Origin of the sequence: Paenibacillus fonticola DSM 21315 (assembly GCF_000381905.1) — a bacterium.
Classification (GTDB): Bacteria; Bacillota; Bacilli; order Paenibacillales; family Paenibacillaceae; genus Fontibacillus; species Fontibacillus fonticola.
This window is the reverse complement of the sequence record NZ_KB907250.1, coordinates 200045-225789: the sequence shown is the minus strand read 5'-3', so window position 1 is coordinate 225789 and position 25745 is coordinate 200045. Positions and strand designations below refer to the sequence as shown.

Annotated in this window: 21 protein-coding genes and 1 other annotated feature; of the genes, 8 read left to right on the top strand and 13 right to left on the bottom strand. The window is 48.7% G+C overall.

The annotated features are described in order from the left end of the window. The first annotated feature begins 21 nt into the window (after positions 1-21). Positions 22-972 (top strand): late competence protein ComER, encoded by a 951-nt coding sequence (gene comER, locus G358_RS0108515; RefSeq protein WP_276203559.1) that lies wholly within the window; start codon positions 22-24, stop codon positions 970-972. On the opposite strand, the gene leuS is transcribed toward comER, so the two are convergent. The 6 genes from leuS to G358_RS0108485 all read right to left on the bottom strand — a co-directional run bounded on the left by leuS (position 969) and on the right by G358_RS0108485 (position 8988). Further along, complete coding sequence (leuS, locus tag G358_RS0108510) at positions 969-3410, bottom strand: leucine--tRNA ligase (RefSeq protein ID WP_019636788.1); 2442 nt, start codon at positions 3408-3410, stop codon at positions 969-971. The two genes, comER and leuS, sit on opposite strands and share 4 nt — an antisense overlap. Before the next feature lie 171 nt (positions 3411-3581). Continuing rightward, positions 3582-3834 (bottom strand) — a binding site (T-box leader). A 63-nt stretch (positions 3835-3897) separates the two neighbouring features. Next, entirely contained in the window at positions 3898-4701 is an 804-nt protein-coding gene (locus G358_RS0108505) for an ABC transporter permease (RefSeq protein ID WP_019636787.1), read from the bottom strand. 5 nt (positions 4702-4706) lie between these two features. Next, positions 4707-5504 carry an ABC transporter permease gene (locus tag G358_RS0108500; protein ID WP_019636786.1) on the bottom strand — a complete coding sequence of 266 codons (798 nt, stop codon included), beginning with the start codon at positions 5502-5504 and terminating at the stop codon, positions 4707-4709. A 1-nt stretch (position 5505) separates the two neighbouring features. Next, positions 5506-6555 carry an ABC transporter ATP-binding protein gene (locus G358_RS0108495; protein ID WP_026342147.1) on the bottom strand — a complete coding sequence of 350 codons (1050 nt, stop codon included), beginning with the start codon at positions 6553-6555 and terminating at the stop codon, positions 5506-5508. A 45-nt stretch (positions 6556-6600) separates the two neighbouring features. Further along, positions 6601-7137 (bottom strand): nitroreductase family protein, encoded by a 537-nt coding sequence (locus tag G358_RS0108490; RefSeq protein ID WP_019636784.1) that lies wholly within the window; start codon positions 7135-7137, stop codon positions 6601-6603. Between the two features lie 171 nt (positions 7138-7308). Further along, entirely contained in the window at positions 7309-8988 is a 1680-nt protein-coding gene (locus G358_RS0108485) for a hypothetical protein (RefSeq protein WP_019636783.1), read from the bottom strand. A gap of 249 nt (positions 8989-9237) precedes the next feature. Between G358_RS0108485 and kduI the strand changes: the two genes are divergently transcribed. Genes kduI through kduD form a run of 3 tightly spaced genes read left to right on the top strand, consistent with a single transcriptional unit; the run spans position 9238 to position 11650 of the window. Next, positions 9238-10071 carry a 5-dehydro-4-deoxy-D-glucuronate isomerase gene (kduI, locus tag G358_RS0108480; RefSeq protein WP_019636782.1) on the top strand — a complete coding sequence of 278 codons (834 nt, stop codon included), beginning with the start codon at positions 9238-9240 and terminating at the stop codon, positions 10069-10071. Positions 10072-10104: 33 nt separating this feature from the next. Then, positions 10105-10878: a DeoR/GlpR family DNA-binding transcription regulator gene (locus tag G358_RS0108475; protein ID WP_019636781.1), complete on the top strand. Its 774-nt coding sequence runs from the start codon at positions 10105-10107 to the stop codon at positions 10876-10878. A 19-nt stretch (positions 10879-10897) separates the two neighbouring features. After that, positions 10898-11650, top strand: coding sequence for a 2-dehydro-3-deoxy-D-gluconate 5-dehydrogenase KduD (gene kduD, locus G358_RS0108470; protein WP_019636780.1), 753 nt, complete (start codon positions 10898-10900; stop codon positions 11648-11650). A gap of 600 nt (positions 11651-12250) precedes the next feature. Here kduD and G358_RS31230 read toward each other — a convergent pair. The 7 genes from G358_RS31230 to G358_RS0108430 all read right to left on the bottom strand — a co-directional run bounded on the left by G358_RS31230 (position 12251) and on the right by G358_RS0108430 (position 21720). Beyond that, a complete protein-coding gene (locus G358_RS31230; protein WP_240479977.1) occupies positions 12251-13744 on the bottom strand; it encodes a glycosyl hydrolase family 28 protein in 1494 nt (497 codons plus the stop codon). Positions 13745-13846: 102 nt separating this feature from the next. Next, positions 13847-14683: a carbohydrate ABC transporter permease gene (locus tag G358_RS0108460; protein ID WP_019636779.1), complete on the bottom strand. Its 837-nt coding sequence runs from the start codon at positions 14681-14683 to the stop codon at positions 13847-13849. Position 14684: 1 nt separating this feature from the next. After that, the gene (locus G358_RS0108455; RefSeq protein WP_019636778.1) at positions 14685-15611 is read right to left on the bottom strand and encodes a carbohydrate ABC transporter permease; all 927 of its coding nucleotides are present in this window, start codon (positions 15609-15611) and stop codon (positions 14685-14687) included. An 80-nt stretch (positions 15612-15691) separates the two neighbouring features. After that, positions 15692-17023, bottom strand: a complete 1332-nt coding sequence (locus G358_RS0108450) for an ABC transporter substrate-binding protein (protein WP_019636777.1) — start codon at positions 17021-17023, stop codon at positions 15692-15694. Positions 17024-17222: 199 nt separating this feature from the next. Next, positions 17223-18983, bottom strand: a complete 1761-nt coding sequence (locus G358_RS0108445; RefSeq protein WP_019636776.1) for a cache domain-containing sensor histidine kinase — start codon at positions 18981-18983, stop codon at positions 17223-17225. A gap of 11 nt (positions 18984-18994) precedes the next feature. Further along, positions 18995-20617, bottom strand: a complete 1623-nt coding sequence (locus G358_RS0108440; protein WP_019636775.1) for a response regulator — start codon at positions 20615-20617, stop codon at positions 18995-18997. A gap of 251 nt (positions 20618-20868) precedes the next feature. Then, positions 20869-21720 (bottom strand): AraC family transcriptional regulator, encoded by an 852-nt coding sequence (locus G358_RS0108430; RefSeq protein ID WP_019636773.1) that lies wholly within the window; start codon positions 21718-21720, stop codon positions 20869-20871. Between the two features lie 122 nt (positions 21721-21842). Here G358_RS0108430 and G358_RS0108425 point away from each other — a divergent pair, with 122 nt between their 5' ends. Genes G358_RS0108425 through G358_RS0108410 form a run of 4 tightly spaced genes read left to right on the top strand, consistent with a single transcriptional unit; the run spans position 21843 to position 25712 of the window. Next, positions 21843-22691 (top strand): sugar phosphate isomerase/epimerase family protein, encoded by an 849-nt coding sequence (locus G358_RS0108425; protein WP_019636772.1) that lies wholly within the window; start codon positions 21843-21845, stop codon positions 22689-22691. A 14-nt stretch (positions 22692-22705) separates the two neighbouring features. Further along, a complete protein-coding gene (locus G358_RS0108420; protein ID WP_019636771.1) occupies positions 22706-23869 on the top strand; it encodes a Gfo/Idh/MocA family protein in 1164 nt (387 codons plus the stop codon). Positions 23870-23914: 45 nt separating this feature from the next. After that, positions 23915-24676 carry a sugar phosphate isomerase/epimerase family protein gene (locus tag G358_RS0108415; protein ID WP_019636770.1) on the top strand — a complete coding sequence of 254 codons (762 nt, stop codon included), beginning with the start codon at positions 23915-23917 and terminating at the stop codon, positions 24674-24676. 1 nt (position 24677) lies between these two features. Continuing rightward, the gene (locus tag G358_RS0108410) at positions 24678-25712 is read left to right on the top strand and encodes a Gfo/Idh/MocA family protein (RefSeq protein WP_019636769.1); all 1035 of its coding nucleotides are present in this window, start codon (positions 24678-24680) and stop codon (positions 25710-25712) included. The last annotated feature ends 33 nt before the right edge of the window (positions 25713-25745 follow it).

Sequence of the window (25745 nt, the reverse complement as noted above, 5' to 3'; positions counted from 1 at the left end):
ATTTAAACGACGAATATTTTAGTGCGTAAGCACGCCAAAGGGGGAAATGGGATGAGAGTCGCTTTCATCGGAACGGGTTCAATGGGCAGCCTGCTAATCGGAGCATTCCTGCGCTCCGGTGCACTGCACCCGCAAAATCTGTATGTCAGCAACCGCAGTAAACAAAAGGCGGAGCTGCTGGCCGTACGATATCCCGGCATTGTCCTCACATCGAGCAATGTTGAAGCCGTTCAAGGGAGCGACATGATCTTCATATGCGTAAAGCCAAATCATTTCCCTGAGGTCATTAACGAAATTCGCAGTGTTGTTCATATATCGCAATTGGTTATTTCCATTTCCAGCCCTGTACTCATCTCCATGCTGGAGAAGCAAATTCCGGCGAAAGTCGCCAAGATCATCCCAAGCATTACGAATTCCGTACATTGCGGAGCTTCATTATGCATTTACGGCCACCGGGTTCCGCCAGAGGACCGGTTGCTGCTGGAACAGCTGATGTCCTCCATCAGCAGGCCGACTTTCATAAGAGAGTCAGAGACGAGAATCGCCTCTGACATCGCAAGCTGCGGTCCTGCTTTTATGGCATATATCATCCAGGAATGGGCCCGGGCGGCTGCGGAAATGACCGGGATCGGCATGCCGGAAGCTCTCGGGATCGGAGCCGAGATGCTGCTCGGTACCGGCAGGCTGTTAACGGAAGGCGGCTTTTCACCGGAACAGCTGCAGCGGCGGGTCGCCGTGCCCGGCGGTGTTACCGCTGAAGGGCTGGCCATCCTGGAAGAGCGCCTTGCAGGGGTCTTTCCCAGTTTGATCGAAGCAACTCAGCGGAAGCACCAGACCGACCTCGTCCGGCTGGCCGTGATGTTTGACTCCGCCAACCAGCCCGCGGGCAGCCCCGCCCATGACCAAGCAAATATGGAGGCCGCCAGCAGCCCGGCTGAACATTCGCCCAGTCCACAAGATGATGAAATTTAGCCTGCAACGATATTTACGAGCTTGGCAGGCACCGCGATAACTTTACGAACGGTTTTGCCTTCGAGAGCCTGCTTCACACTTGGCAGTGCCAAGCTATGCTCCTGCATCCCCGCTTGATCCAGATCTTTTGGCACTTTCGTGCGCTCAACAATTTTGCCGTTTACCTGAACGACGATTTCCACTTCGGAGTCCACGATCCAGACCTCGTCATAAACAGGCCATGGTTCATAGGTGATGCTCTCTGTATGCCCGAGACGCTCCCACAGCTCCTCAGCCAAGTGAGGAGCAAGCGGTGACAGCAATTGCACAAAATTGGCTGCCGCTGCTTTAGGCACGACATCCGTTTTGTAAGCATCATTAACGAAGATCATCAACTGGCTGATCGCAGTATTGAAGCGCAGCGCTTCAAAGTCCTCCGTCACTTTTTTGATCGTTTTATGCCATGTCCGCTTGAACTCGTCGGTGCCTTGGCCATCGTTAATTTTAGTGTTCAAGCTGCCGTCTTCGGCGACGAACAAGCGCCAAATCCGGGACAGGAAGCGATGAGTTCCTTCCACACCGTTCGCATTCCATGGCTTGGTTGCTTCCAGCGGCCCCATGAACATCTCATATACGCGCAGCGTATCTGCTCCATGCTCATTTACGATAACGTCCGGGTTGATCACGTTGCCGCGGGATTTACTCATCTTCTCGTTGTTCGTCCCCAGAATCATCCCTTGGTTGACAAGCTTCTGGAATGGCTCCTTCGTAGAAACAACGCCAAGATCATACAGCACTTTGTGCCAGAAGCGGGCGTAGAGCAAGTGAAGCACCGCGTGTTCTGCTCCGCCGATGTATAAATCTACAGGCATCCACGCCTGTTCCTTGTCTTTAGAGCACAGCTCCTTATCATTATGAGGATCGATGAATCGCAAGTAGTACCAGCAGCTTCCCGCCCATTGCGGCATCGTATTCGTTTCACGGCGTGCTGGAAGACCCGTCTCCGGATCCGTCGTATTCACCCATTCAGTCACATTGGCCAGCGGGGACTCTCCTGTACCTGACGGCTCAATATGATCGACCTCCGGCAGAAGCAGCGGCAGCTGATCTTCCGGAACCGGCTTCATCGTTCCGTCCTCGAGATGGAGAATCGGAATCGGCTCGCCCCAATACCGTTGGCGGCTGAACAGCCAGTCGCGCAGACGATAGGTCACCTTGCCGCGTCCCTTGTTGTTCTCCTCCAGCCAAGCGATCATTTTCTTGATCGCTTCTTCATTACGCAGACCATTCAGGAAATCAGAATTAATATGAGCGCCATCTCCCGAATACGCTCCTTCTTCGATATTCCCGCCTTCGACTACTTCAATGATAGACAAACCGAATTGTTTCGCGAATTCATAGTCACGTTCATCGTGTCCCGGAACCGCCATAATTGCCCCTGTTCCATATCCTGCAAGCACATAGTCGGCAATCCAAATCGGCAGTTTCTCGCCATTCACTGGATTGATCGCATAGGCTCCCGTAAAGACACCGGATTTCTCTTTTGCAAGATCTGTACGCTCTAAGTCACTCTTGTGGGCTGCCTGCTCCTGATACGCAAGTACAGCAGCGCGCTGAGCTTCAGTCGTGATTTTCTCAACCAATTCATGCTCTGGCGCAAGCACAGCATAACTGGCTCCAAACAAGGTGTCTGGACGAGTTGTGAACACGGTTACCGTCTCAGCGCTTCCTTCGATCTGGAAGACGACCTCCGCACCCTCCGACTTGCCGATCCAGTTGCGCTGCATGTCCTTGATGCTCTCTGACCAGTCAAGCTCCTCCAAATCCTCGAGCAGCCGCTCGGCATACTCGGTAATTTTCAATACCCACTGGCGCATCGGCTTGCGGATAACAGGATGGCCCCCCCGCTCGCTCTTGCCGTCGATGACTTCTTCGTTCGCAAGGACAGTGCCGAGCGCAGGACACCAGTTGACAGGCACCTCTGCAACGTAGGCGAGTCCCTTCTTATAAAGCTGGATGAATATCCACTGCGTCCATTTATAATATTCCGGATCCGTTGTGCTGATTTCCCGATCCCAATCGTACGAGAAGCCTAGCGACTTGATTTGACGCCGGAAGTTGTTAATATTTTTGACCGTAATATCGCGCGGATGCTCGCCTGTATCGAGCGCGTGCTGTTCCGCTGGCAAACCAAAGGCATCCCAGCCCATCGGATGGAGTACATTGTAGCCGCGCATCCGTTTGTACCTAGCGACGATATCCGTCGCTGTATATCCTTCCGGATGGCCGACGTGAAGACCTGCACCAGACGGATACGGGAACATATCCAGCGCGTAAAATTTCGGTTTGCCCGGCTCCTCGCGGGTTTTAAATGTTTGATGCTGATCCCAGTACGCCTGCCATTTCGGCTCAATGGACTGGGCACGATATACATCGTGTGAATTGTTGTTATTGCTCATGATCCTAAACTCCCTTCAGGTATAAAGAAAAACGTCTATTGACGCACTTCCAAATAGACAGGCCGCGGATAGCGGCAATTTATGCTGCGATATCAGGATGCGTTTGCTCCAAAGTTATATACTTGCTGATATCTAAAAAGAAAAAAACCTCCCGATCCATAGCGTATGATCGCTAGGGACGAGAGGAGAGTTTCCCGTGGTACCACCCTAGTTAGCTTCCGACATGCTTTGTCATCCGCTCCCTTTACACCCTTAACGCAGGCAAGACGATGATGTTCTCGGAACAGCCGCTAAATTCAGCGTTCAGCTCCATTGCATCATAACTCCAAGGCGAGTTCATTTGTATTCTCCAACCGGCTTACACCACAGCACCGGCTCTCTGGATGGCAGAATTCAAACTATTATTCCTCTTCAAAGTAGTCAATTTCCAATTTTGGTTACCAACCATTATATAAAACTGAAGCGTCATCGTCAATGGGGGCCAAGCTTAATTCCCTGCGCTTTCGTACCGCCGAAGACCGATCCGAAGCAGGAGCAGCGCAACACCGCAGCAGTACACAGCAACAAGTGGACTGAACCAGCCAAGGTAACTCCAGGACTCCTTCCCAAACATCGCTGCCGCCGGCACAAAACTGACAAAGGCAAATGGAACAACAATCGAAATAAAGAGCTGCAGTCCCAGAGAAAAAATAGTAATCGGATATTTGGCGAATTCACCCAAGTTGTGAATCATAATAGGAAACGCATTTCCGCTATTGCGAATCCAGAAAGCCGAGCAGTTAGCTGCAAGATTAATAGCTACCCTGATGATCATGGCAGACACAAACAAAATGATCGCCATACCCACCGTTTGCAGGCTCCATACAATGTGGATATGGGACAAAGACATTATAATGATTGTTCCCCCAATGATAATATTACCCAATCCATTCATACCGATTCCAGTGCAGAAAATTTGCAGCACAACCGGAACCGGTCGTACCAAATAGCGATCAAGTTCACCCAAATTTACCAGCCGCAGCATCCGCCACGTCCCTTCAAAGAATAAAGATCCTACCCCTTCAGAAACATAGATCGCTGCATACATAAAGGCAACCTCCCAAAATTGCCAGCCCTGAATGTCTGGAATACGGGAAAAAATGACCCACAAAAATAGAAACCCGGTAACCTGGGTCATGACTGCGGCTCCGATCATAATGTAAAAATCCGCAGAGTACTCCATCATCGCCTTCAATTGCTGGCTGAACAATCGCCAATATAAATACAATATTCGTCGCGGTGATATTTTCATCGCATCTATCCTCCATGGATCGTAATTTGCCGCACGGCCCACGACCACATCCACTTTCCGAGCAACCATAAAATTATAATCCATATCCACTGGATGGCGATTAACTGAAGTGCCTGTATCATCTCGGTCATGCCCAAACCGATCGTTACAGGTGTGTTCACGATGCCTTGAAATGGAAGCAGCATGGCGATAGACTTCAACCAGGGCGGGAAAAAGGCTAGTGGCACCAAAGCTCCCGACAATAAGTTGGTAACCGCCATTCTGGCCCAAATCAGCCCGATCCCGCTCATCGTCCAAAAGCAAAGCAGCGCTGTAATATAAACGATGCCAAATTTAACTAGAATCGATGACAGCAGACTGATTAGGAACAAAAAACTGGTCAAGCCATCTTGCAAAAGCGAGGCCCCTACCGTAAACACGGCCAGAACCCCAATCAAAACGCAGCTTAATATCCCCTCCAGCACGCAGGAGCCAAGGGTCTCCGCAAGACGAGCTTTTTGAAAATGAAGAGGTTTGAGTAAATCCATCATGACGCTTCCGTCAATAATCTTATTCGTAATCCCCGACTCAGAGTAATAAGACAGCATCGAGTTCACAAGGAACGTGATCAGCAGATACGACTGCATCTGCGGCCAGGTGAAGCCGGATAATTGCGCCCGTCCATCATATACCGCTTGCCAGAGACAATACATCGCAATCAGACCGATAAAATTGGCGGCGAAATTCAGAATAAAAGAAAGTCTGTACGCCAGTGTGTTCTGCATGGAACAGAGCGCAAGAGAATAATATTTTTTAATGCCCATTTCAAGCACTCCCTCTACTTGCGCTGGATAATACAGACGAATCCATCTTTCCTTCATAGACACGGCGAATAATATGTTCGATGCTAGGCTCGTCGATGCGAAAATCGATCACTTCCGTACGATTCATTACACGTTTCACAATTTCGCTGGCCGTGCAGTTGAATCGGTCAAAGCGAATCGAGAGCGAAAGAGGGTTCAATTGAGACGCTTCATCTTTTTCCAAATGAACATCAGATAAATCTAAGAACGAGCTATAAATGTCAGTCACTGGCGAGCTCAATTGCATATGTATTGTTCTTTCCCGAGCGAACATATCTTTAACGTCCTGCAATTTCCCATCATAAATAATCCGTCCATGGTCAATAATGACCAAGCGTTCGCACAAATCCTCAATATCACCCAGGTCATGCGTTGTGAGCAGCATAGTCGTTCCCTGGGTTCGGTTCATTTCCTTGATAAAATCGCGGATTCTTTGTTTTACAGCAATATCCAGGCCGATTGTTGGTTCATCCAAGTAAACGATTTTGGGGTTATGCAGCAGAGCAGCCGCCAGATCAGCACGCATTCTCTGACCGAGCGACAGCTTGCGCGCAGATAAATGAAGAAATGATTCCATTTCCAATATTTCCGTGAACACATCCATATTCCGTTTGAATGTATACGCTGGAACCTGATATATATCTTTTAATAATGCTAATGATTCGCGAACCGGAATATCCCACCAAAGCTGAGTACGCTGCCCGAATACAGCTCCGATCTGCGCCGCATTCTCCATCCTTTGTTTGTAAGGAATCAAGCCGTCCACCCGGATTTCTCCTCCGGAAGGAACAAGAACGCCGCTAAGCATTTTGATCGTCGTCGATTTGCCTGCTCCATTAGGACCTACATAAGCAACGGTTTCCCCCTCCTCAATCGTAAGATCAATCCCCTCTACCGCATATTTATCCTTGTAGCGCTGCGTAAAAAGATGCTTCACCGCTCCAGCAAGACCAGGGTCTTTAACTGCCTGCCGAAACACCTTTTGCAGACCTCTTGCTTCGATTAGGCTCAAAGAGTCACAACCTTCCCCCGATAAACATTTCTCGTTAAATCCAAGCTATACCTGTTCTCCCCCATAGGACTCCTGATGAAAAACTGCCTGCAGCGGCTCGCTCTTCTTTGGTTCTGGTGCAGCCGCCGGGTAGCCTAATCCGATAACCGCTACAACGCGCATGTCCTCGGGAATATGCAGTAAAGAGCGAACATGGCTTTCCCGCTGGACTGATTCCGCCATATCCTCTGAATGATACACAGCTCCCCAGGCGGCACCCAAACCGTATGACACGGCAGTTAGCCATAGAAATCCTCCAGCGATTGAAGCGTCCTGCAGCCAATACTTACTTAGTCCCGGGTTTCCGGTAATGACAACTCCAGCACCAGCCCCTGCCAGCCATTTCATATACGGAGTCGTTGTGCTTAGTTGCTCCAGCATGCCCCGCTTCGTTACAAGAATAAATTCACGGGAAGGCAGATTATTTCCGCTCGGAGCTAAATAAAGAGAGCGAATTAGCTTATCCAGTATGTCCTGTGATATAGCTGTATCCTTGAATTGTGTAATCTCCCTGCGCTGTTCAATCGAGCTTAATACATCCATGCCATCCATTCCTTTCTTGATTTTATCTTTTTTTACTATAACTTAATTATGAATTTTCTTCCAACAAAAACAGTCACTGTATTTCTCCCGTATCCCACTGAAATGAAAAAAACCCTCCGAGTAATTGCTAAGCGCTCCTGCGCAGCTGCCTACTCAAAGGGGACAAGAAACTTAGTGTACAATTTGAACAACGTTATACGTGTAGTGATCAAACGAGATGTCTTTCCCGTTTAGCAATTGTACACACTCGCATCCATCAGATTCATCCACACGCAAGCTTAGTGTATTACCGCTAAGAAATCCCGTATAATCAACCTGCAATTTTCCTTCTATATTAAATAGAGGCTTGGAAAGAGACATTTTACCGGCAAACTCATCAATGCTCGTAATTCCGCGCCCCTTCGCTTCTACAGCGCTCACAGCTTCAACCACAACACCGCTTCTGCGACCTCGGCACACAACAAGATGATGCCCTGATTGCTGCTGGATTTTTATTCCATAAGGCCCAGTCAGATATATTGCAAAATACGTCTCTTCAACTTTGCCATACAGGGCGTTAGACTTCTGCTGCCAGTCTCCTTCTGGAATGACACCAATCACTTCATCCCGGACATCATCCGGCAATGGATAGAACGCCATTACTATATTTTTATGGTAAAGTACCTTTGTCCACTCGCTCTGATGGCGAGGGTCAGTCCCAGATTCCGCATACCCTTCTCCTGGGTGAAAAAAGTACAGTTGATTCCCCAATCCACCACGGCGCACGGGCAGGCTGAACAACCAGCGCAACTGTTCGTTATCGAATTCCTTGACTCTCTCCCATAACCCGCCGACAGCGAACTGTCCGGTAATATAAGCATAAGAATGCAGTACACGCCTCTCACCCTCGACCGTCTTGACGATAGAACTGCAAACCTCAGACGGCTGCATTCTATTTAATGCTATACGCCGGGCTTCCTCTGGAGCTTCGTAGAACAGGAAACCAGCGTATTCCGTTCGCGGCATCTTTTCGGGCAGCTCAAAGTCGCCAAACTGCACATAATCATGCAGAACATTCGCATCCTTTGGCGCATCATGCGGCCAACCTCGAGAATGCGCACCAACCCATGCTCCTTTTAAGTAAAGGTTCGCCCTTAAGCTCCATAAATGATCCAGCATTTCTGCTATTTCACCTTTGATCGATTCGTCCTCTATAAGCTCCCAAGCGCAAGTGAATGACTGAACCCAGTGCCAGAACCAAGGAAGCGAACCGTATTCGGCCATCCCTTCCTTCCGCAACACTTGCAAAGTACGCCGCAGGCAATGTCTTCCCTCCTCCAGCAGTTCATGATCACTAAATTGTTGGCCAAAAATCAGCTTAGCCGCCGTGTACTTCGCTTCGTGGTGACCGTAGTGCTCCAGCGGTTTGCGATAAAAATTGCCGCGATACACATTCACGAGCGCCTTTTCAAAACGATCTGCTAGTTTACCGCTCATTTGCTGGGCATAATTGTGATAGAAATAGGCCATCAGGCTGCCCATTAATTCAACAGGCAGCTCATGAGGGGGAGCCTGCTCGGGAACTGGATCTAAGTTAAGCGGCCAATGCCCATACATAGAGCTATTCCGGTCCATCTCCTGCAATTGAAGCACCCGTTCCAGTACATCTTCAGCCAGCTGTTTACCCTCCTGACGGTTAAACAAGGGCGCCTCTTCTGAACTAACGGCAGCCGCGAACAAGTAAGATGCGTAATAATAATTATCGCGAATATCACCATGGAACCATAAACCGCTATTTAATAAAGGCTCGTTCCATGCTTTTCCCGCAACGCTTCGTACGATTTCGTTCATTCTTCTTTTATACGGACTCATATGTAACTCCCTTCCGGTCTCTAGTTTACCTGGATTACTCTTCTTCATCCTCTCATCATAACATGGGCAATCTGCCGCTAAAGGTGGGTTTTTAAAGGCTTTTCAGCAGATTTTTAAGGTCTTGCCCTGCCCTCCTGTCCTCTTGAAGCAAAATAATTAAATGGCTTGCAATATACACACAAACGGATTAATATGAACCTATATGAACATTTTAAACCAAAATGAACGAAAAGAGGAGGCTTTTTTAAAATGGAAAGACGTTATGCATCTCACCCCAATGAAGTAAAACAGTTCGACACGGATCGGCTTCGGAAGGAATTCCACATCCCGACCCTGTTTACTGCCGACAAGCTGGAGCTTGTCCTAACTCATGAGGATCGCCTGATTATCGGCGGCGCTTATCCTGTAAAGCAAGATGTGAAGCTGGAGACCGACCTGAAGGAGCTGGGCGTATCCTTCTTCCTAGAACGCCGCGAAATTGGAGCGATCAACGTAGGCGGCCCTGGTACGATTATCGTAGACGGCACGGAGTACGATCTGAACACGAAAGACTGCTTATACGTTGGAATGGGCTCCAAAGAGGTTATTTTCAGAAGTAAAGATGCCAACAAGCCAGCCAAATTCTATCTGAATTCAGCACCGGCTCACAAAGAGTTCCCAGTAGCGAAGACAACTCTCGGCGAGGCTGATTCCAGCGCACTTGGCTCGATTCAAAACTCCAACGACCGCACGATCCACCGCTTTATCCATGCGGACGGTATTCAAAGTTCCCAACTCGTTATGGGTATGACGCAGCTTAAAACAGGCAACATGTGGAATACAATGCCAGCGCACGTTCACCCGCGCCGTATGGAAGCTTATATGTACTTTGATCTTCCTGAAGATGCTGTCGTTATTCATTTGATGGGCGAACCGACGGAAACCCGCCATATCGTGATGAGAAACGAAGAGGCAGTCATCTCTCCTAGCTGGTCCATTCATAGCGGTGTAGGAACGAGCAATTATACGTTCATCTGGGGCATGGCCGGCGACAACAAAATCTACAGCGATATGGACGCCGTAGCCATGAAGGATTTAAGATAGAGAGATAAATATTTACGGAAGAGTTGAGATGGTATGAGTCCGATTAGACGGCACGAGAGAATCATGGAGGTTCTGCTGACGAACAAAGAGGTTACGGTGGCGGAGTTAAGCGACAAGCTGGGCGTTACCGGCAAGACGATTCGGGAGGATTTGACCCGGCTTGAGGAGCAGGGATTAATCGTCCGCGTTCACGGCGGTGCCATACTTGCGCAAAGCGATCAATTCGGAATACTCCCGTCCAAGGAGCCTCTTACGAAGCACGCGGACGAGAAAGCCGACATAGCAAACAGAGCCGTGCAGCATATCGAGCCCAATGACATCATAGCACTGGACGGAGGGAGCACGACTCTGGAGATCGCGCGCCGTTTGAATAACGAGCCGCTTACCGTCATTACGAACGATGTGTACATTATCAGCGAACTGGCCGCAAAGGACAACATACGTCTCGTCGTTCCCGGCGGCTATCGGGTTCGTAATATGCTGGCCGGGCCGGAAGCAACTTCATATATTCAGCAGTTGAACATTCAGAAAGCTTTTATTTCGGCGACAGGCATTCATCCCGAGCATGGTTTATCGATTTACACAGGGGATCTGATTGACTTCAAGCGGGCCTTGATCGAGACGGCCCGTGAAGTCATCGCCGTCATTAACCATCATAAATTCGGGCAAACCGCACTGCGAACGTTCGCTTCCCTAAGCGAGCTGACCTGCATAATTACCGACAGTGGACTCCCAGCCGAGATTGCACAGCAGTACAGTAACGCAGGAGTCTCGATTGAGTGTGGCAAAGATCAGAATTCTAAATGATAAAAGGAGAGTCCAACCGATGAAATTGTTCGATTTAACAGGCAAAACGGCTCTAGTGACAGGAACTACCGGCGGATTGGGTCAAGGCATCGCCATCGGCTTCGCCGAGGCAGGAGCAGATGTGGTCTGCGCCTCCGTAAGCTCCAGTCACGAGACAGTAAAGCAAATCGAGAGCTTGGGCAGAAAAGCTTCAGCCATCGAAGTCGACTTGAGTGATCACAGCAAGCTGCAGGAGACCTTTGATGAAGCACTTAAACTTACGGGCCACATTGACATTCTCGTTAATAATGCCGGCATTATTCGCCGAACGCCAGCCAAAGACCACAGTGAGAAGGATTGGTTCGATGTCATTAACCTGAACCTGAACACGGTATTCCTGCTGTCCCAAATCGCAGGCCGTCATATGCTGGAAAGAGGAAGCGGTAAAATCATTAACATTTGCTCCATGCTCTCCTACCAAGGCGGAATTAACGTACCGGGCTATACAGCCAGTAAGCACGGTGTAGCCGGGCTAACTAAAGCATTTGCCAACGAGTGGGCCAACAGCGGGCTGCAAATCAACGGAATTGCTCCCGGCTACATGGCGACGGATAACACGGCGCAAATCCGTGCAGACGAGAATCGTTTCGCATCAATCACGGATCGGATTCCTGCCGCCCGCTGGGGAACACCAGAAGATCTGAAAGGCCCAGCAGTGTTCCTGGCATCTTCGGCATCCGATTACTTGAATGGACACGTTCTCTGCGTAGACGGCGGCTGGATGGCCAGATAATAAATTTAATTACCAGACAAGACAATACATTTAATTAAATGAAATAAACCTAGCATACAGTAAGAAAGTTATAACAGTATCCATCTAAAAGAGGGGGTGCCCAGAAAGTCAGAAAAAACTGACTTTTGGGGCACACCCTTGATTTTCAGAGAGAATGGCTTGGAGATTTGGAGGTTAGTGGAATTGGTGAGAATGGTCAGACTGAATTGATATGAGGTAGATGAGATTGACACGTCTGATGTGTCTGATGCGTCTGATGTGCATGATGTGCATGATGTGCATGATCTGTCTGGTGTGTCTGATGCCTCTGATGCGTCTGATGCGTCTGATGCGTCTGATGCAATTGATTAGCGTGATGAGAATGACGAAATTGATGGAATTGACTGAACTCGCGGGATTGGGCACCCGCTAACGGACAGTCGATCCGCTATTTGTTGAAACAGCCCTCTTTCTCCATTCTTACGGACCCTGGTTCCGTTATTTAACCAAAAGGACTGCAATAAACAGGCTTTTGGAGTCAATAGCGGAACGTAGGTCCGTTAGCTCTCAAGATGCCCCGTTATTTTACAAATAGCGTACCCTGTGTCCGTTCCTTGTATTTTAGGGGCTTATTGGACATCCCCTTGATTTTCTAATATCATCCTTCAGCCAAAAACTTAATGTTTCGAGCATGCTCATTGATATGAAAATGCTCCTCTTCCGCCTGAAGTATCGTCCGCCCGTTGATTTGTAACCGAATGAATGTGACTCCATGACAACTCTGTCTTGATCGAATCCGTAAATCCGGTTCGGCTTGGCGTTATCCCCTGTGTAGCTGACATTGCGAAATGTAATATTCTCAATGCGTGTGCCCGGCGCAGGGTTATAATCGGGATTATGCACCACGCGAATATCGATCAATTGTCCCAATTCAAAAGGCTCCACGCGAATATCATCATATCGAACGTTGCGGACAGTATTCTTATCGCCCGCATTGATCGCCATCGCTCCCCAATAGTTCTCTTGAGGCTCGTGGTGTTCAAGAATATCCAAATTTTCGAACACGATATCTTCGATCGTATCCCCGTCCTTATTGTAATCGCCATGTGTGCCAATCATTAACGGGTGCGCGACATCAGCCCATAATACTGAATTGCGGACCTTTACGCGGCTTGTGCCTCCACGATAATCCCAGCGGGTTCCGTAGATGGCAATACAATCATCCGAGGTACGAAGGAACACATCATCGATCTCAATATCCGAACTGGCCATCATGTCGATGCCATCCGACCAGCCTCTTGTGCTGAATGATTTAAAATTTCGGATCCGGATCTGGCTCGACTTCCCGATATAAATACTGTAGTGAGGAGGGTCTATGAGAATTAATCCTTCAACCTCGATATTGTGCGAGAACCCGATGCGGATGCCGCGGAAGGCAGAGTATCTATGATACTCGGATAAATACAGAACGCCTCTTCCTTTAATAGTTACATCCTGTACATGTTCGCAAACCAGCGAGCCCACAACGATAGCACCGCCTGCAATATAGACCGTTTTCCCGGACGGAATCCGTAGTATCGTCTCTTCGATATAATGCAGCCCTGGAGCAAAATATAGGGTATCTGGCTCCTGCCCCGAGCTGTCTAGCGGCGTCTTAAGCAATCTCAAAATATCCGCGGCACGATGAATGGCCGTTTTTCCCGGCCGCTCTAATACGACTACGCCGGGATCGTCCGGCTGGGGAGCGTCCTGTTCCGGTTCTCCAGCAAACAGATGCAGGTTGCGGAACCGCTCGCCATTGATTTCCACCGATAATTTCACGGGCCGATCGATCACAAAACGGAGGATCCCGCCCTCATGGCCTGCCCTTATTTGCGTAGAGAGCGGACGAATGACCACGGAATTAATTTTGGCAAACAAACATTCAATCTCGACTTCAACGATGCCTTCGCGATCAAAATAAGCCATCGATGCCTGGCGAACGTGATGCATGTCCACTTTTACCTCATAAAGAAACAGCTCCTGCCAATCTCCATCCTTAGCCCGCACACGAACGCGATAATCCTTCGAACCAACGGCTCCCTCTGGAGCTGAATATATGATGGTTTTATTCATTTGTATCCCCCAATAATTTATAATTATTTACATACTTAAGAAATACAGCCGGAGAAGAAATCCCCCGGCTGTATATAAACGATGATTCTATGATTCCCGCCCCTATCCTTTTGTTGCCCCTGCGGCAATGCCTTTGACGAAATACTTTTGCAGAAAAATAAACGCAAGGAGCACCGGCACAACCGACATCGTCGTCCCCGCAAAAATCATATCCCAGCGGGAGGAGAATTCACCGATATAACGATAGATTTCCACAACCATCGTCTTCGGCTGACCGGACGGAAGCACCAGCATCGGCATGAGGAAGTCATTCCATATTCCAAGTCCGTTCAGCACAACCATACTCGCCGTGACGGGCCCCAATAGCGGGAAAACGATCATCCAGAACGTCCTTACTTTCGAGCAGCCATCGATTTCAGCCGCCTCTTCGATTTCAAGCGGAATGCCTTTGACGAAGCTGGAGTACAGCAGGCTGCCGAAACCAACCGCCCCAGCGATGTAAATCATGATAGGACCTGCTAGACTGCCATACAGTCCGAGCATTTTCAGCTCCTTGAACAAAGGGATCATATAGGCCTGGAACGGAATCATCATCCCGGCCAAGAAGTAGACGAACATAAATCTTGTCCATCTCGTATTTCTGCGCTGGATCGCGTAGCCTGCCATAGGAATAATGATCACCTGGAACAGGATGGATACGACGGTCAGAATCAAGCTGTTTACGATAGCTAAAGGATAGTTCGTTTCCGTCAGCAAATATTTAAAGCTGCCCAAGTATAGCGACTTCGGCAAGGAGATCGCGTCGCGCAATATTTCAGCATTGCTCTTAAAGGCCGACATAATATTAAAAAAGATCGGAAAGAAGAAAATAACAGCGATCACCAGCGTGATCAGGAATAGACTCAGATCTATAAGTGTTTTTCGTGTTTTCAGTGTCATATTACATCTCAACCTCCCTCTTCTGGAGGACTTTCACCTGGAACACGGTAATGATCAATATGATGAAGAACAGTACCAGCGCCAGTGCGGTGCCAAACCCTTGCCGCAATTCGCCGAAGCCTACTTTATAGATGAGATACGTCAATGTTTCGGTCTCAAAACCAGGGCCTCCGTCGGTCATGACTGCAATTTGATCGAATATTTTCAGCGCGCTAATCATGGCTAAAACCATACAAACCGTAACCGATCCAGCCAGAAGCGGGAAGGTGATATGACGGAATTGCTGCCAGCCGTTGGCTCCATCGATGCTTGCCGCCTCATTGAGCTCTTGCGGGATTCCCTGCAAGCCTGCGAGATAAATAATCATATAATACCCTGCGCCCTTCCATACGGTAGACAATATGACGGCCAGCATGGCATATTTGGGATCACCCAGCCAGTCTATGGCAAATGCGCCCAGTCCGAGTTTGTCCAGTAATTGATTGACGACACCGAAGTTGTAGTTGAGCATCATGGCCCATACGAATCCCATAACGATGCCGCTTAGCAAGGTCGGAAAATAAAATATGCTTCTGAATACTTTGCTCAGCCAGCGTACTTTATCGACGAGAACCGCCAAGAGAATGGCGACGATATTTTCAAGAATAACAAGACTGATCGTTAATACCATCGTATTTTTTAATGCATTGTGAACCCTGGGACTGTTCCAAATTTCCACGAAGTTGGCTAATCCGATGAATCGAACATCGGAGCTGATGCCATCCCAAGAGGTGAAGCTGTAATATACACTTCCTAGCGTCGGAACAATCACGAAGAGGGTGTACAATATAAATGATGGTAGTATGAAATATAATGCGTAAGGCTGCCACTTTTTCTTTTTATTAATGGCGACGAACGATGCCTCTGCGGTTACTTTAGGTGTAGCCATAGTTCCTCTCCCTCCCTCAATCGCTCGTATGAAAAGAGAGGGAACCCCCGAAGAGGTTCCGCTCCTCAGCATGCTTGCTTTTACATGGCATTCGCTTTCACTTGATTGTCGTATTCCGTGTCTGCCTGCTTCATATAATCAGTTACATCTCCGTCCTTTAGAACAAGCTCCTGCATTAGCTTGTAATACCAGTTGCGGAATTGCGGAGGGATTAGGTTGTCACCCCACCAGTTGTTGATCATTAGTGATTTAGTCACATTCTGATCGGCCATAATCTTGAGCACCTCTTGCATTTGCTCCGTCGCTTCATAATTAATATTTTCCTTTGTCGAAGGGATTCCATTTGTAGTCTCTAAATATTTGGAATAGTTGTCAGCCTGGAAGAAGAAACGAATGAACTCCTTAATCGCTTCCGTCTTTTCAGAATCCTTGGAAGCTTCGGTCGAGAGAGACCAGCCTGCTAGAGTCGGCAGCCCCACTACGCTCACTTTACCTTCCCGGTCGGGGATAGCGTAGAAACCGAATTCAAAATTCGGATCAGCTTCGGCGATTTGCGTGAACATCCACGGTCCAGAAAACAGCTGCGCCGCTTTTCCGGTAACCAGGAAGGAGGCCGTTTGATTATCGCCTGTGCTTACCCAGCCCTTGTCGATATAATTTTGGAACAATTCCTTGTAATCAGTCATAGCCTGAACCACATTTGGATCTGTGAAACTTACTTCCTTCGCTGTACGCTTGGAGTTCCAATCCGGATCGTTGGCGTAGACTTGGTCAATTAGGAACTTGTTAATCCAGAAGCCCATGTGGAATATATCTTTGCCGCCAACGACAATTGGCGAAATACCACTGGTTTTTAGTTTTTCTTGAATTTCGATAAACTCATCCCAATTTTTGGGTAATTCAGTAATCCCGGCCTCTTCGTACGCTTTTTTACTATAAATAATACCCTGCGGTGAAGTCAGCGTAAGAGGGGCATTGTAAATTTTTCCACCTACATCAGGAAGAGTGCTGAATATGTCCCGCAAGTCCTCAGGCAGCTCTACGATTTTGCCTGCGTCAGCAAAAACTTCCGTATCTCGCATTTCCACCAAATCAGGGAATTCGCCTACGGCATCTTTTGTTTTTAGCCAATCCAGGTAGGCAGATGACGTCGTTTCGCTCAAATCTTTTATTTTGATATGAGGATTCGCTTCCATGAACCTCTTGATCGAATCAGCTATCGCTTTTTTTCCAGCAGGATCACCCGAAGCATAGCCTATCGTAAATGTAACTTCCTTCTTAACACCCTCAGCAGCGCCATTTTCCGGCGTGTTAGCGGTATTGCCTCCTGCATTGTTGCTGCCGCAAGCGGTCAGTATTGTGGTCGCCACCAATAATAGTACGGATAGTTTCAGCAATGTTTTTCTAAACATAGTTTGAGATAACCTCCCTTTTTGCCTCTAAACGGAAACGGGTCACGGATGTGCGCATCATCTGTAAGCGTTTCCCTTGATAACAGCATAGCATCCCCATTTTTGGATTAGAATGAACTTTTTTAAGCGCCATATGCGCAAATTTAAGATGAGAAAACAAAAGCGAACGAGAGGGTTGTCCCCCCGTCCGCCAAGGGCGCTATACTGTTTCCTCGGTAATCGGAAAAGTAAGAAGCACGGATGTTCCTACATGCTCCCTGCTGTTAATTGTCAGGCCGTATTGCTCTCCGAATACCGATTTGATCCGTTCATGCACATTTTTCAAACCGACGTTCTTCCCCGGTGCCTCGGGATCATTTAACGCCCTATAAATGCTGTCCAACTTATCCTGCTCCATCCCGATCCCATCATCATAAACGGTGACCACAAGCGTGTCGTCGCGCTTCTCCACCGTCAGCCCTACCGTGCCTTTGCCTTTTTGCTTGAGCCCATGCTGAATGGCATTCTCCACGAGAGGCTGCAGAGACAGCTTCAAGATTTGCCAATTCAAATTGACCTCGGGCGCTATGCTGCAATGAAGCTCGAAGCGCTGATCATACCGAACCGAAATAATGTAGAAATAATCCTTCAAATGCTCCAACTCGCTATGAAGGCTAACCTTCTCTTCGCCGTAATCGATGACGTATTTCAATTGATTGGACAGGGACAGGATCATATCCGCCACCTCATCCTGATCCTTATCTACCGCATTCATTCGGATGACTTCAAGCGTGTTATACAGGTAATGCGGACGGATCTGGCTCTTCAGCGCATTCAGTTCCGTCTGCTTCTGCTTGATCTGGGCTACGTAAGCCTCATCGATATACGCCTTCAGGCGCTCGACCATTCGATTAAAGCTATAGCTGAGCCTGCCAAACTCGTCATTGCTCTGAATTTCGACCTGAGTATTCAGGTTTCCGGACTCGACCTTGCTCATTTGCCTCATCAGAGTAAGGATCGGAGCCGACAGCCGCCTGGAGAACCAGGTTCCCATAATAATGAGGGCTATGGAGCACAGAGCGATGGCGATAAAGATCGTCATGCGCACGGATAACAGCTGCTCAAACAGCGATTCGCGATGAATGCGGGCCGTCAAGCTTCCGTCAAGAAACGGGATCGGCTCCGACATGACCATCATTCCTTGATCCGACCCGGCTGCTAGCCGTTTTCCATCCACAGAAGAAAGCTCTTTATTGCTGAAATATACATTGCCTTCTCCATCTAACAAATATAATTCGTCATTCTCCCCTAAGTTCAGCTCCTTAAGGAACTGATCGAAAATAACCGTGTCTACATCGAGGAATAAAGTACCTACGACTTTGGGTTCGGCCGTAACCCGGCCGGAAATATCTATTAAATTACGGCCAATCGTGAATACTTTCCGATTGGAGGTCGGATAGTAGCTATCGGAGTGCGTAGGAAATATTGCGACTTTCGAAGGATTGCTGCTCATATGCTGCCTCCATTCTTTATGAGGAAGCACCTCTGCGGTCAGCCCTTTGTTTTCCTTCTCTTGATAGTACAGCTTTCCGTCGCTTTCGCGGACAAAATAAACACTGCTAATATAAGAATCGCTATACAGCACGGTCTTCAAGAACGAGTCTATCGGAATTTTATTAATTTGCTCCAGCTCGTTGACATTGTAGGTCTGGTTTTGACTCGAGCTCTCGACGTATCCCTCATACTTTCCGGTGTACATTAGTTTGGACACTTCGTTGTATTGGTTAAATGCCGAATTCAGATTGTAGCTCATATACAGTACCATCTGCTGCAAATTGCCGGTCGTATACCGCTCTACATATCCAGTAAATTTGTTCACCGAAAACAAACTGAGGGCAAACAACGGAATAAGCCCAACTAAAATAAAGGATGCTGAAAATTTAACGAATATGCTAGTAAACTTGCGATCCCATAAGCGCATACGCAGTTCTCCTATTCGACTTTAGCAGATTGCTTGTACTCCTGCGGCAGCTTGCCGTACATCTTCTTGAACATGTCGCTGAAATGTCTGGCATTGTTATATCCTACGCGATCGGAGATTTCGTAAATCATCATATCGGTCTCAAGCAGCAGGCGAACAGCATGCTTCATGCGCACCTCCGTCAAATACTGTTTGAAATTCTGCCCCGTATGCTTCTTAAAAAAGCTGCTGAAATAGTAGGGGTTCATATAGATTAACGCGGCCATGGAGTCCAACGTAATGTTCTCCGCGTAATGCTCCTCGATGTACGCTTTGATCTCGCCCAACTGCACGGCTTCCTTATTCGTCAGTTTATGGGCGATTTGCTCATAAATCTGCTGCGCGATGGCTTCGACTTCCCTTTCCACGCCTTCGTATGTGCAATAGCCGGATAGCCGATCAAGCAGCGAGGAAGGCTCCTGATGAATTCGATCTATCGAAACCCCGATATGGGACATCTCCTGTTCCAGCACCAGAATCGTGTTATAAATATTCGAAACCGCCACGTTCTTGCTGCCGCCAGCCTGCTGCTTAATCAAACTGAGCAATTGCTGCGTCATCTCGGGAATCTGCTCTCTCTGCTGAGAGGTCAAAGCCTTGACCAACGACGCTTGCAGCTCGTTTAGGGTATGGCTGGAGGATTCAGTTGTTTCAAAATCCGCCCCTTCGTTTGCAATAACCCGGTTCAAGCCGACGAAATACTTTCTTCTAAGCGCTTTCAAGGCAGTACGGTACGAATGCTCTGCTTCTTCGGCGCCGGAAACCGCGTTCCCGACTCCGATAGATACTTTAAGCTTCAAATAGTTATTAATCTTCCCATGCAAATCCTCCGCCAGCTGTGCTGGCTCCCCAAGGGTTTCGTGCTGAACCAGAATGCCAAATTGACCTTCTTTATGAAACATAAGTGCATTTCCAGCAGCTTCTATCGTTTCCTTAATAATATTGTTCAATGCGAAATGAACCAGCTTGCGCTCCCGTTCCTCCCAGTGCGAAGCCCCGCTCATTACCGCATCCGCATCCGTATTCGTGTCCGTATCCGTCTCCAGCAAACATACCGTTGTATACCGACTTATGGCGATAGCCCCCAAATGGATCAACTCGGCGGCGGCTTTCCGATTACCATCTGTCAAGCTATCGAGCAGCTCCTCGATCGTTACGGTGCGATTCTTCCGTTCATAATGATCAAGCATTTCCTTTGCCCGCTCGCCCTCTGTCTCCTCACGAATTAACGCTGCTGCTCTCGTAACAACTTCTTCCAAATGAGACTTAATCACCGGCTTGACCAAATATTCGAGCGCCCCGTATTGAATCGCCTGCTTAGCATAGGCAAACTCTTGATAAGCGCTAATAAATACGACTTTGACCTGCAGGTTCTTTTCGTGGACTTCCCGAATGATATCGATCCCGCTGCAGCCAGGCATACTAATGTCGCTAATGATTAAATCCGGGTCACATGTCTGGATGAGCTGTCTTAGCTCGTTTCCGTCATTGGCCTCCCCAACGATCATCAGCCCAAGCTCTTCCCATGAAATCAGCTTCTTCAATCCCCGCAAAATAACCGGTTCATCATCGGCCAACAACACCCTAATGTTCATTGTCATCTTCCTCCTTCTGCACGGGCTAAGAGGTCGCTAAAGCGCACTTTAATTATATAACAACAAGCTGTTCCGGTACGCTATGACAGCGAAGGTTCTGTATAATTTGGCAATGTACAATTTCAGGAAAGCAATACGCTCAAACCTCGTTAAATCTACTTTAACACGATGGTTCAAGGTCTGATCGCAGTTTTTTAAGACCAATGTGCAGTTTTTGCAGTTTGGGCCATCTATATCATTTTCGCTTCTCATCATTGCGGCTTCCCGCTTCTCGGCGTCCCTCCGGTCAGCTTGCGGTAGGCCTTGAAAAAGCTCGAATAGCCGTTAAATCCAGACATGAAGCAGGCTTGGGTAGGCGTAAATCCTTGCGTCATCAACCGGTCGGCCAAATGAATTCTTTTATAAGTAATATATTGATTGATCGTAAATCCGGTCGTTTCCTTGAAAATGCGGCACAAATGATATTTCGTGACAAAAAATCTCTCCGACAACGCATCCAGCGTAAGCTGCTCCTCCAAATTCGCATTAATATATTCCAACACCGCCCTGACCTTGGCATCTTCCAGCTTGCTGCTGCTTGGCAGCTCCGCTTTAGCCAGATCATTGATGACCGATAAAATCTGCACGATGATGCATTTCGCGACCAATTCATGCTCGGTACTCCTCTGCTCCAATGCCTGCCGCAGTTTACCGAACAATTCAAGCAGGCCGCTTGCTTTAACGATGTCTGCGCTTAACTGATTATCCTCCCCTAGCTTGCGGAATTTGATTGTGCGGAAAAAATCAATACCACCAGCCATAAAGGGCGGCAAAAAATTGGCATCCATGCTTAAAACGATCCGCTCATACGGCAGATGTTCAGCGATATTAACGACATGAAGCTCATTCGAATTCATCATCAGAATCGAGTATGGCTCCAAGTCGTATTTACTGCCCTCAATCGTAAAGCTGCCTGCTCCGTTGATAAACATAAATATTTCGTAACCCTTCTCATAATGGAGCTTATAATCCAGCGGATTGGGCTGCTCATCTCTGGCATGGTGATAAAAAAATGAGCTGTCCGCAGCCGCATAATGAAATTTCCGTTGCTGACCTGCTTCCATCGAAATCACCTCACCCTAAACATATAGCAAGATTCGCATAGTTTCAAACAATTATCGGGAAGAACTTAGAAAATATTAATGATAAATTGAAGAGGAATATCCATAGAAGAGGTGATCCACGGGTGTCCAAGTTTTATATTTCGGGCTTTGCCGATGAAATCGATGCAGATTTTCAGACACAGTTGCGGGGATTAAATTCGCTTGGTATCGATTTTATCGAAATCAGGGGGGTAAATGGGAAGAACATTTCCGTTCTGTCACGCGAGGAAATTGCTGAAGTTCAAAAAAAGCTTGAGCATTACGGCGTTAAAGTATCTTCCATCGGCTCTCCCATCGGTAAAATTAACATTTCGGATGACTTTAGCGCTCATTTGGATATGGCCAAAACAATTTTTGAAACCGCTCACACCTTGAACAGTCCATATGTGCGCATTTTCAGCTTTTATATGCCGGAAGGAAGCGATTCCGCCCTATACCGGAACGAGGTTATCGACCGCATCGGCGCTATTCTGGAAGCTGCCGAAGGCAGCGGCTTAACGATCCTTCATGAGAATGAAAAGGATATTTACGGCGACAGTCCAGAGCGCTGCCTTGACCTAATGCAAACGTGCCGGTCGCCGTATTTCGCCAGCGCCTTCGATCCAGCCAACTTTGTGCAATGCGGCTGTGAGGTATACCCGGCAGCCTTCGAGCCCCTGGAGCCTTATATCCGGTATGTGCACATCAAGGATGCTCTAGAGGACGGCTGCAATGTTCCCGCAGGCATGGGAGACGGGCGGGTTGAGGATGTGCTAAGAAGCTTGAAGGCTGGCGGATATGAAGGCTTCCTGTCGCTGGAGCCGCATTTGGGCAGCTTTACAGGCTTGGCCGAGCTGGAGCAAGCTCCGCTGGCCGATACGCTTGAAGCTAGCGGGCTTCACACCTTCAGATTAGCGCATTCATCCTTAATATCGATTCTGAACAATATTTAAAGGAGGATACCCTCATGGAAAATGTACGCCTCGGCATCATCGGCATCGGCAATATGGGCATGTCCCACAGTTTGCAAATTCATAAGGAGCATAAGGTACCGGGCATGACGCTTGGCGCAGTATGCGATATTAGCTCAGAGCGCAGAGCATGGGCGCAAAATAACCTACCGGGAGTGGCCATATTCGAACATGCAAGAGACATGTATGCAAGCGGTCTGATCGATGCCGTCTTAATCGCCGTTCCCCACTATGATCATCCCTCGCTTGCGATCGAGGCCTTTGCCAGCGGCCTGCATGTGCTTGTTGAGAAGCCAGCCGGCGTATACACGAAGCAGGTGCTGGAGATGAACGCGGCCGCGAAACAGTCGGATAAAGTTTTTGGCATCATGTATAATCAGCGGACGAATCCCGTGTATCAAAAAGTAAGGGAACTCGTGCAAAGCGGCGAATTGGGCGAGCTTAAGCGAGTCGTCTGGATCATTACGGACTGGTACCGTCCGCAGGCCTATCATGATTCCGGCTCCTGGCGCTCTACTTGGGAGGGCGAGGGCGGCGGCACGCTGATCAACCAAAACCCGCATAACCTGGATTTGCTCCAGTGGATGCTCGGCATGCCCAGCAAAATCCGCTCCTTCTGCAGCTTCGGCAAATATTACGACATCGAGGTGGAGGATGATGTGACCGCTTATCTGGAATATTCAAACGGTGCAACAGGCGTCTATATTACGTCAACGGGCGAGGCACCAGGCACAAATCGGCTGGAGATTTCCGGAGATATGGGCAAAATCGTCGTCGAGAACAATCGCATCACGTTTGACCGGAACCGCATTTCGGAACGGGAGCACAATCGGATGAACGTAGACCCGTTCCGGAAGCCGGAATGCTGGCGCTGCGAAATTCCCGTCTCGGGGGACGGCGGTGAACAGCACATCGGCATTATGAAAAACTTCGCAAAGGCGATTTTGCAGGGCGAAAAGCTGCTAGCACCAGGGGAGGATGGCGTTCACGGCCTGCTCATTTCGAATGCGATCCATTATTCAACCTGGACGGATGACTGGGCAGAGCTTGACCGCTTTGATCACGAGCATTTCTATGAGCTCCTGCAGGAGAGAATTAAAAGCTCCACGGTAACGAAAAACGTCGTCCAAAAGGTCGTCGACGTGTCGGGAACGCATTAGTCGGGATAGGAAACTGAAGGCAGCACATTAAAGGAGGTTTCGTAAATGACGAAAATTCTAGGCGCGCAATTATATACAGTTCGGAATTTTGCCGGAACGCCAAATGAGCTTGATGAGTCACTGCGAAAAATTAAAGAAATGGGCTATACGACGATTCAGTTATCCGCGATTTGGCATATCCCTGTCGATGAGCTGGCGGCGATCGCCCGCGGCCATGGTTTGAAAGTTGTGGTCACCCATATCCCTTATGACCGATTCATCAACGATCTGGATGGCGTGATCCGTGATCATCATACGCTGGGCTGCGGGCTGGCGGGGCTGGGCGGATTACCTGCCGAGTATCATAGCGCCGAGGGCTACATCGCCTTCGCCAAGAAATTCTCGGCGATCGCCGATGAATTGGCGCAAAACGGACTAAAGTTCAGCTATCATAACCATCATTGGGAATTTCAAAACTATAACGGAAAGCTTGGTATGGATGTGCTCGTCGAACAGACGAATCCGGAGAACTTCCTGTTTACGCTGGACACCTACTGGGTACAGATAGGCGGCGGCGACCCCAGCGCCTGGATCAGCAGGCTGAAAAACCGCATCGAGGCCATTCACCTGAAGGACTTGACGATCATCGACTCGCAGCAGATCATGGCCGAGATTATGGAAGGCAATCTCAATTGGCCGGAAATTTTGCAAGCTTGCGAGGATGCTGGAGTCAAGTGGTATTTGATCGAACGGGATGACGGGCCGACGGACGCGTTCGAAAGCTTGAATATCAGTTATAACAATTTGCAAAAGTTCGGGTTCTCCTAAAATGAATCGGTTGAATGCCGTCATTGTCGGCTGCGGAGCGATCGGCCCGATTCATGCTGCAGCGCTCAGGCAATCGGAGGCCTCCGAGCTATTCGGCGCATGCGATATTGTGAAGGAGCGTGCCGAGACGCTTGCTGGCAAGGAGGATTGCCGGATATACACCGATTTTGAGCAGGTTTTGTCCGATCCGGCGGTTCACAGCCTGCATATATGCACCCCGCATCATTTGCATGCGGAAATGGCCATTCAGGCGGCCGAGGCCGGAAAGCATATCGTGCTGGAAAAGCCGGTTGCCATGAACGTGGCGGAAGCACGCAAGGTAGCGGATGCAGTGAAGGCTTCCGGCGTGGCCTGCTGCGCGATTTTGCAAAATCGGTTGAACCCGTCCATCGAAAAAGCGAGGGAGCTAATTGCGGAGGGAACGCTTGGACGAATGCTCGGCATTAAAGGGTTCCTAACCTGGAGGCGAACGGCGGACTACTACCGATCCGACTCCTGGCGCGGCAAATGGGCAACCGAAGGTGGCGGCCTCTTGATCAATCAAGCCGTGCATATGCTGGATTTACTGTACTATCTCGGAGGTGAGATTGAAGCGGTTCAAGGAAATATCGACACGCGGGTGTTGCAGGACATCATTGAGGTCGAGGATACCGCCGAAGCCACTTTATATTACAAGGACGGCAAGGCCGGAATGTTCTATGCTACGAACGGGCATTCCGAGAACAGTCCCTTTTTTATTGAAATGCATATGGAGAAAGGCTTGCTGCGCTACATGGATAACCAGCTTATGCTGGTCAGCGGCGGGGATGTTCAATGGCTGGAAAGCGATGTGCTCAGCACGAATCAACAGCCAGCCGTCGGCAAATCCTATTGGGGGCAAGGCCATGCCAGGCTGATCGGCCAATTCTATCGGAAGCTTGCCTACGGTGATGGCAGCTACGTCCCGCTGCAGGAAACCGCCTATTCCATGGGCTTGCTTGATGCCATTTATGCTTCTTCTAGGCGTCATTGCAGGCAAACCGTAGAGCTGTTTTAACACGAAAAAGCTGCTCCTCGTCTATAGAGTTTG

Coding starts and splice junctions, on each gene's coding strand:
- leuS (WP_019636788.1), bottom strand. CDS start 3,410: ATGAGCAATAACAACAATTCACACGATGTATATCGTGCCCAGTCCATT.
- G358_RS0108505 (WP_019636787.1), bottom strand. CDS start 4,701: ATGAAAATATCACCGCGACGAATATTGTATTTATATTGGCGATTGTTC.
- G358_RS0108500 (WP_019636786.1), bottom strand. CDS start 5,504: ATGGGCATTAAAAAATATTATTCTCTTGCGCTCTGTTCCATGCAGAAC.
- G358_RS0108490 (WP_019636784.1), bottom strand. CDS start 7,137: ATGGATGTATTAAGCTCGATTGAACAGCGCAGGGAGATTACACAATTC.
- G358_RS0108485 (WP_019636783.1), bottom strand. CDS start 8,988: ATGAGTCCGTATAAAAGAAGAATGAACGAAATCGTACGAAGCGTTGCG.
- kduI (WP_019636782.1), top strand. CDS start 9,238: ATGGAAAGACGTTATGCATCTCACCCCAATGAAGTAAAACAGTTCGAC.
- G358_RS0108475 (WP_019636781.1), top strand. CDS start 10,105: ATGAGTCCGATTAGACGGCACGAGAGAATCATGGAGGTTCTGCTGACG.
- kduD (WP_019636780.1), top strand. CDS start 10,898: ATGAAATTGTTCGATTTAACAGGCAAAACGGCTCTAGTGACAGGAACT.
- G358_RS31230 (WP_240479977.1), bottom strand. CDS start 13,744: ATGAATAAAACCATCATATATTCAGCTCCAGAGGGAGCCGTTGGTTCG.
- G358_RS0108460 (WP_019636779.1), bottom strand. CDS start 14,683: ATGACACTGAAAACACGAAAAACACTTATAGATCTGAGTCTATTCCTG.
- G358_RS0108455 (WP_019636778.1), bottom strand. CDS start 15,611: ATGGCTACACCTAAAGTAACCGCAGAGGCATCGTTCGTCGCCATTAAT.
- G358_RS0108450 (WP_019636777.1), bottom strand. CDS start 17,023: ATGTTTAGAAAAACATTGCTGAAACTATCCGTACTATTATTGGTGGCG.
- G358_RS0108445 (WP_019636776.1), bottom strand. CDS start 18,983: ATGCGCTTATGGGATCGCAAGTTTACTAGCATATTCGTTAAATTTTCA.
- G358_RS0108440 (WP_019636775.1), bottom strand. CDS start 20,617: ATGAACATTAGGGTGTTGTTGGCCGATGATGAACCGGTTATTTTGCGG.
- G358_RS0108430 (WP_019636773.1), bottom strand. CDS start 21,720: ATGGAAGCAGGTCAGCAACGGAAATTTCATTATGCGGCTGCGGACAGC.
- G358_RS0108420 (WP_019636771.1), top strand. CDS start 22,706: ATGGAAAATGTACGCCTCGGCATCATCGGCATCGGCAATATGGGCATG.
- G358_RS0108415 (WP_019636770.1), top strand. CDS start 23,915: ATGACGAAAATTCTAGGCGCGCAATTATATACAGTTCGGAATTTTGCC.
- G358_RS0108410 (WP_019636769.1), top strand. CDS start 24,678: ATGAATCGGTTGAATGCCGTCATTGTCGGCTGCGGAGCGATCGGCCCG.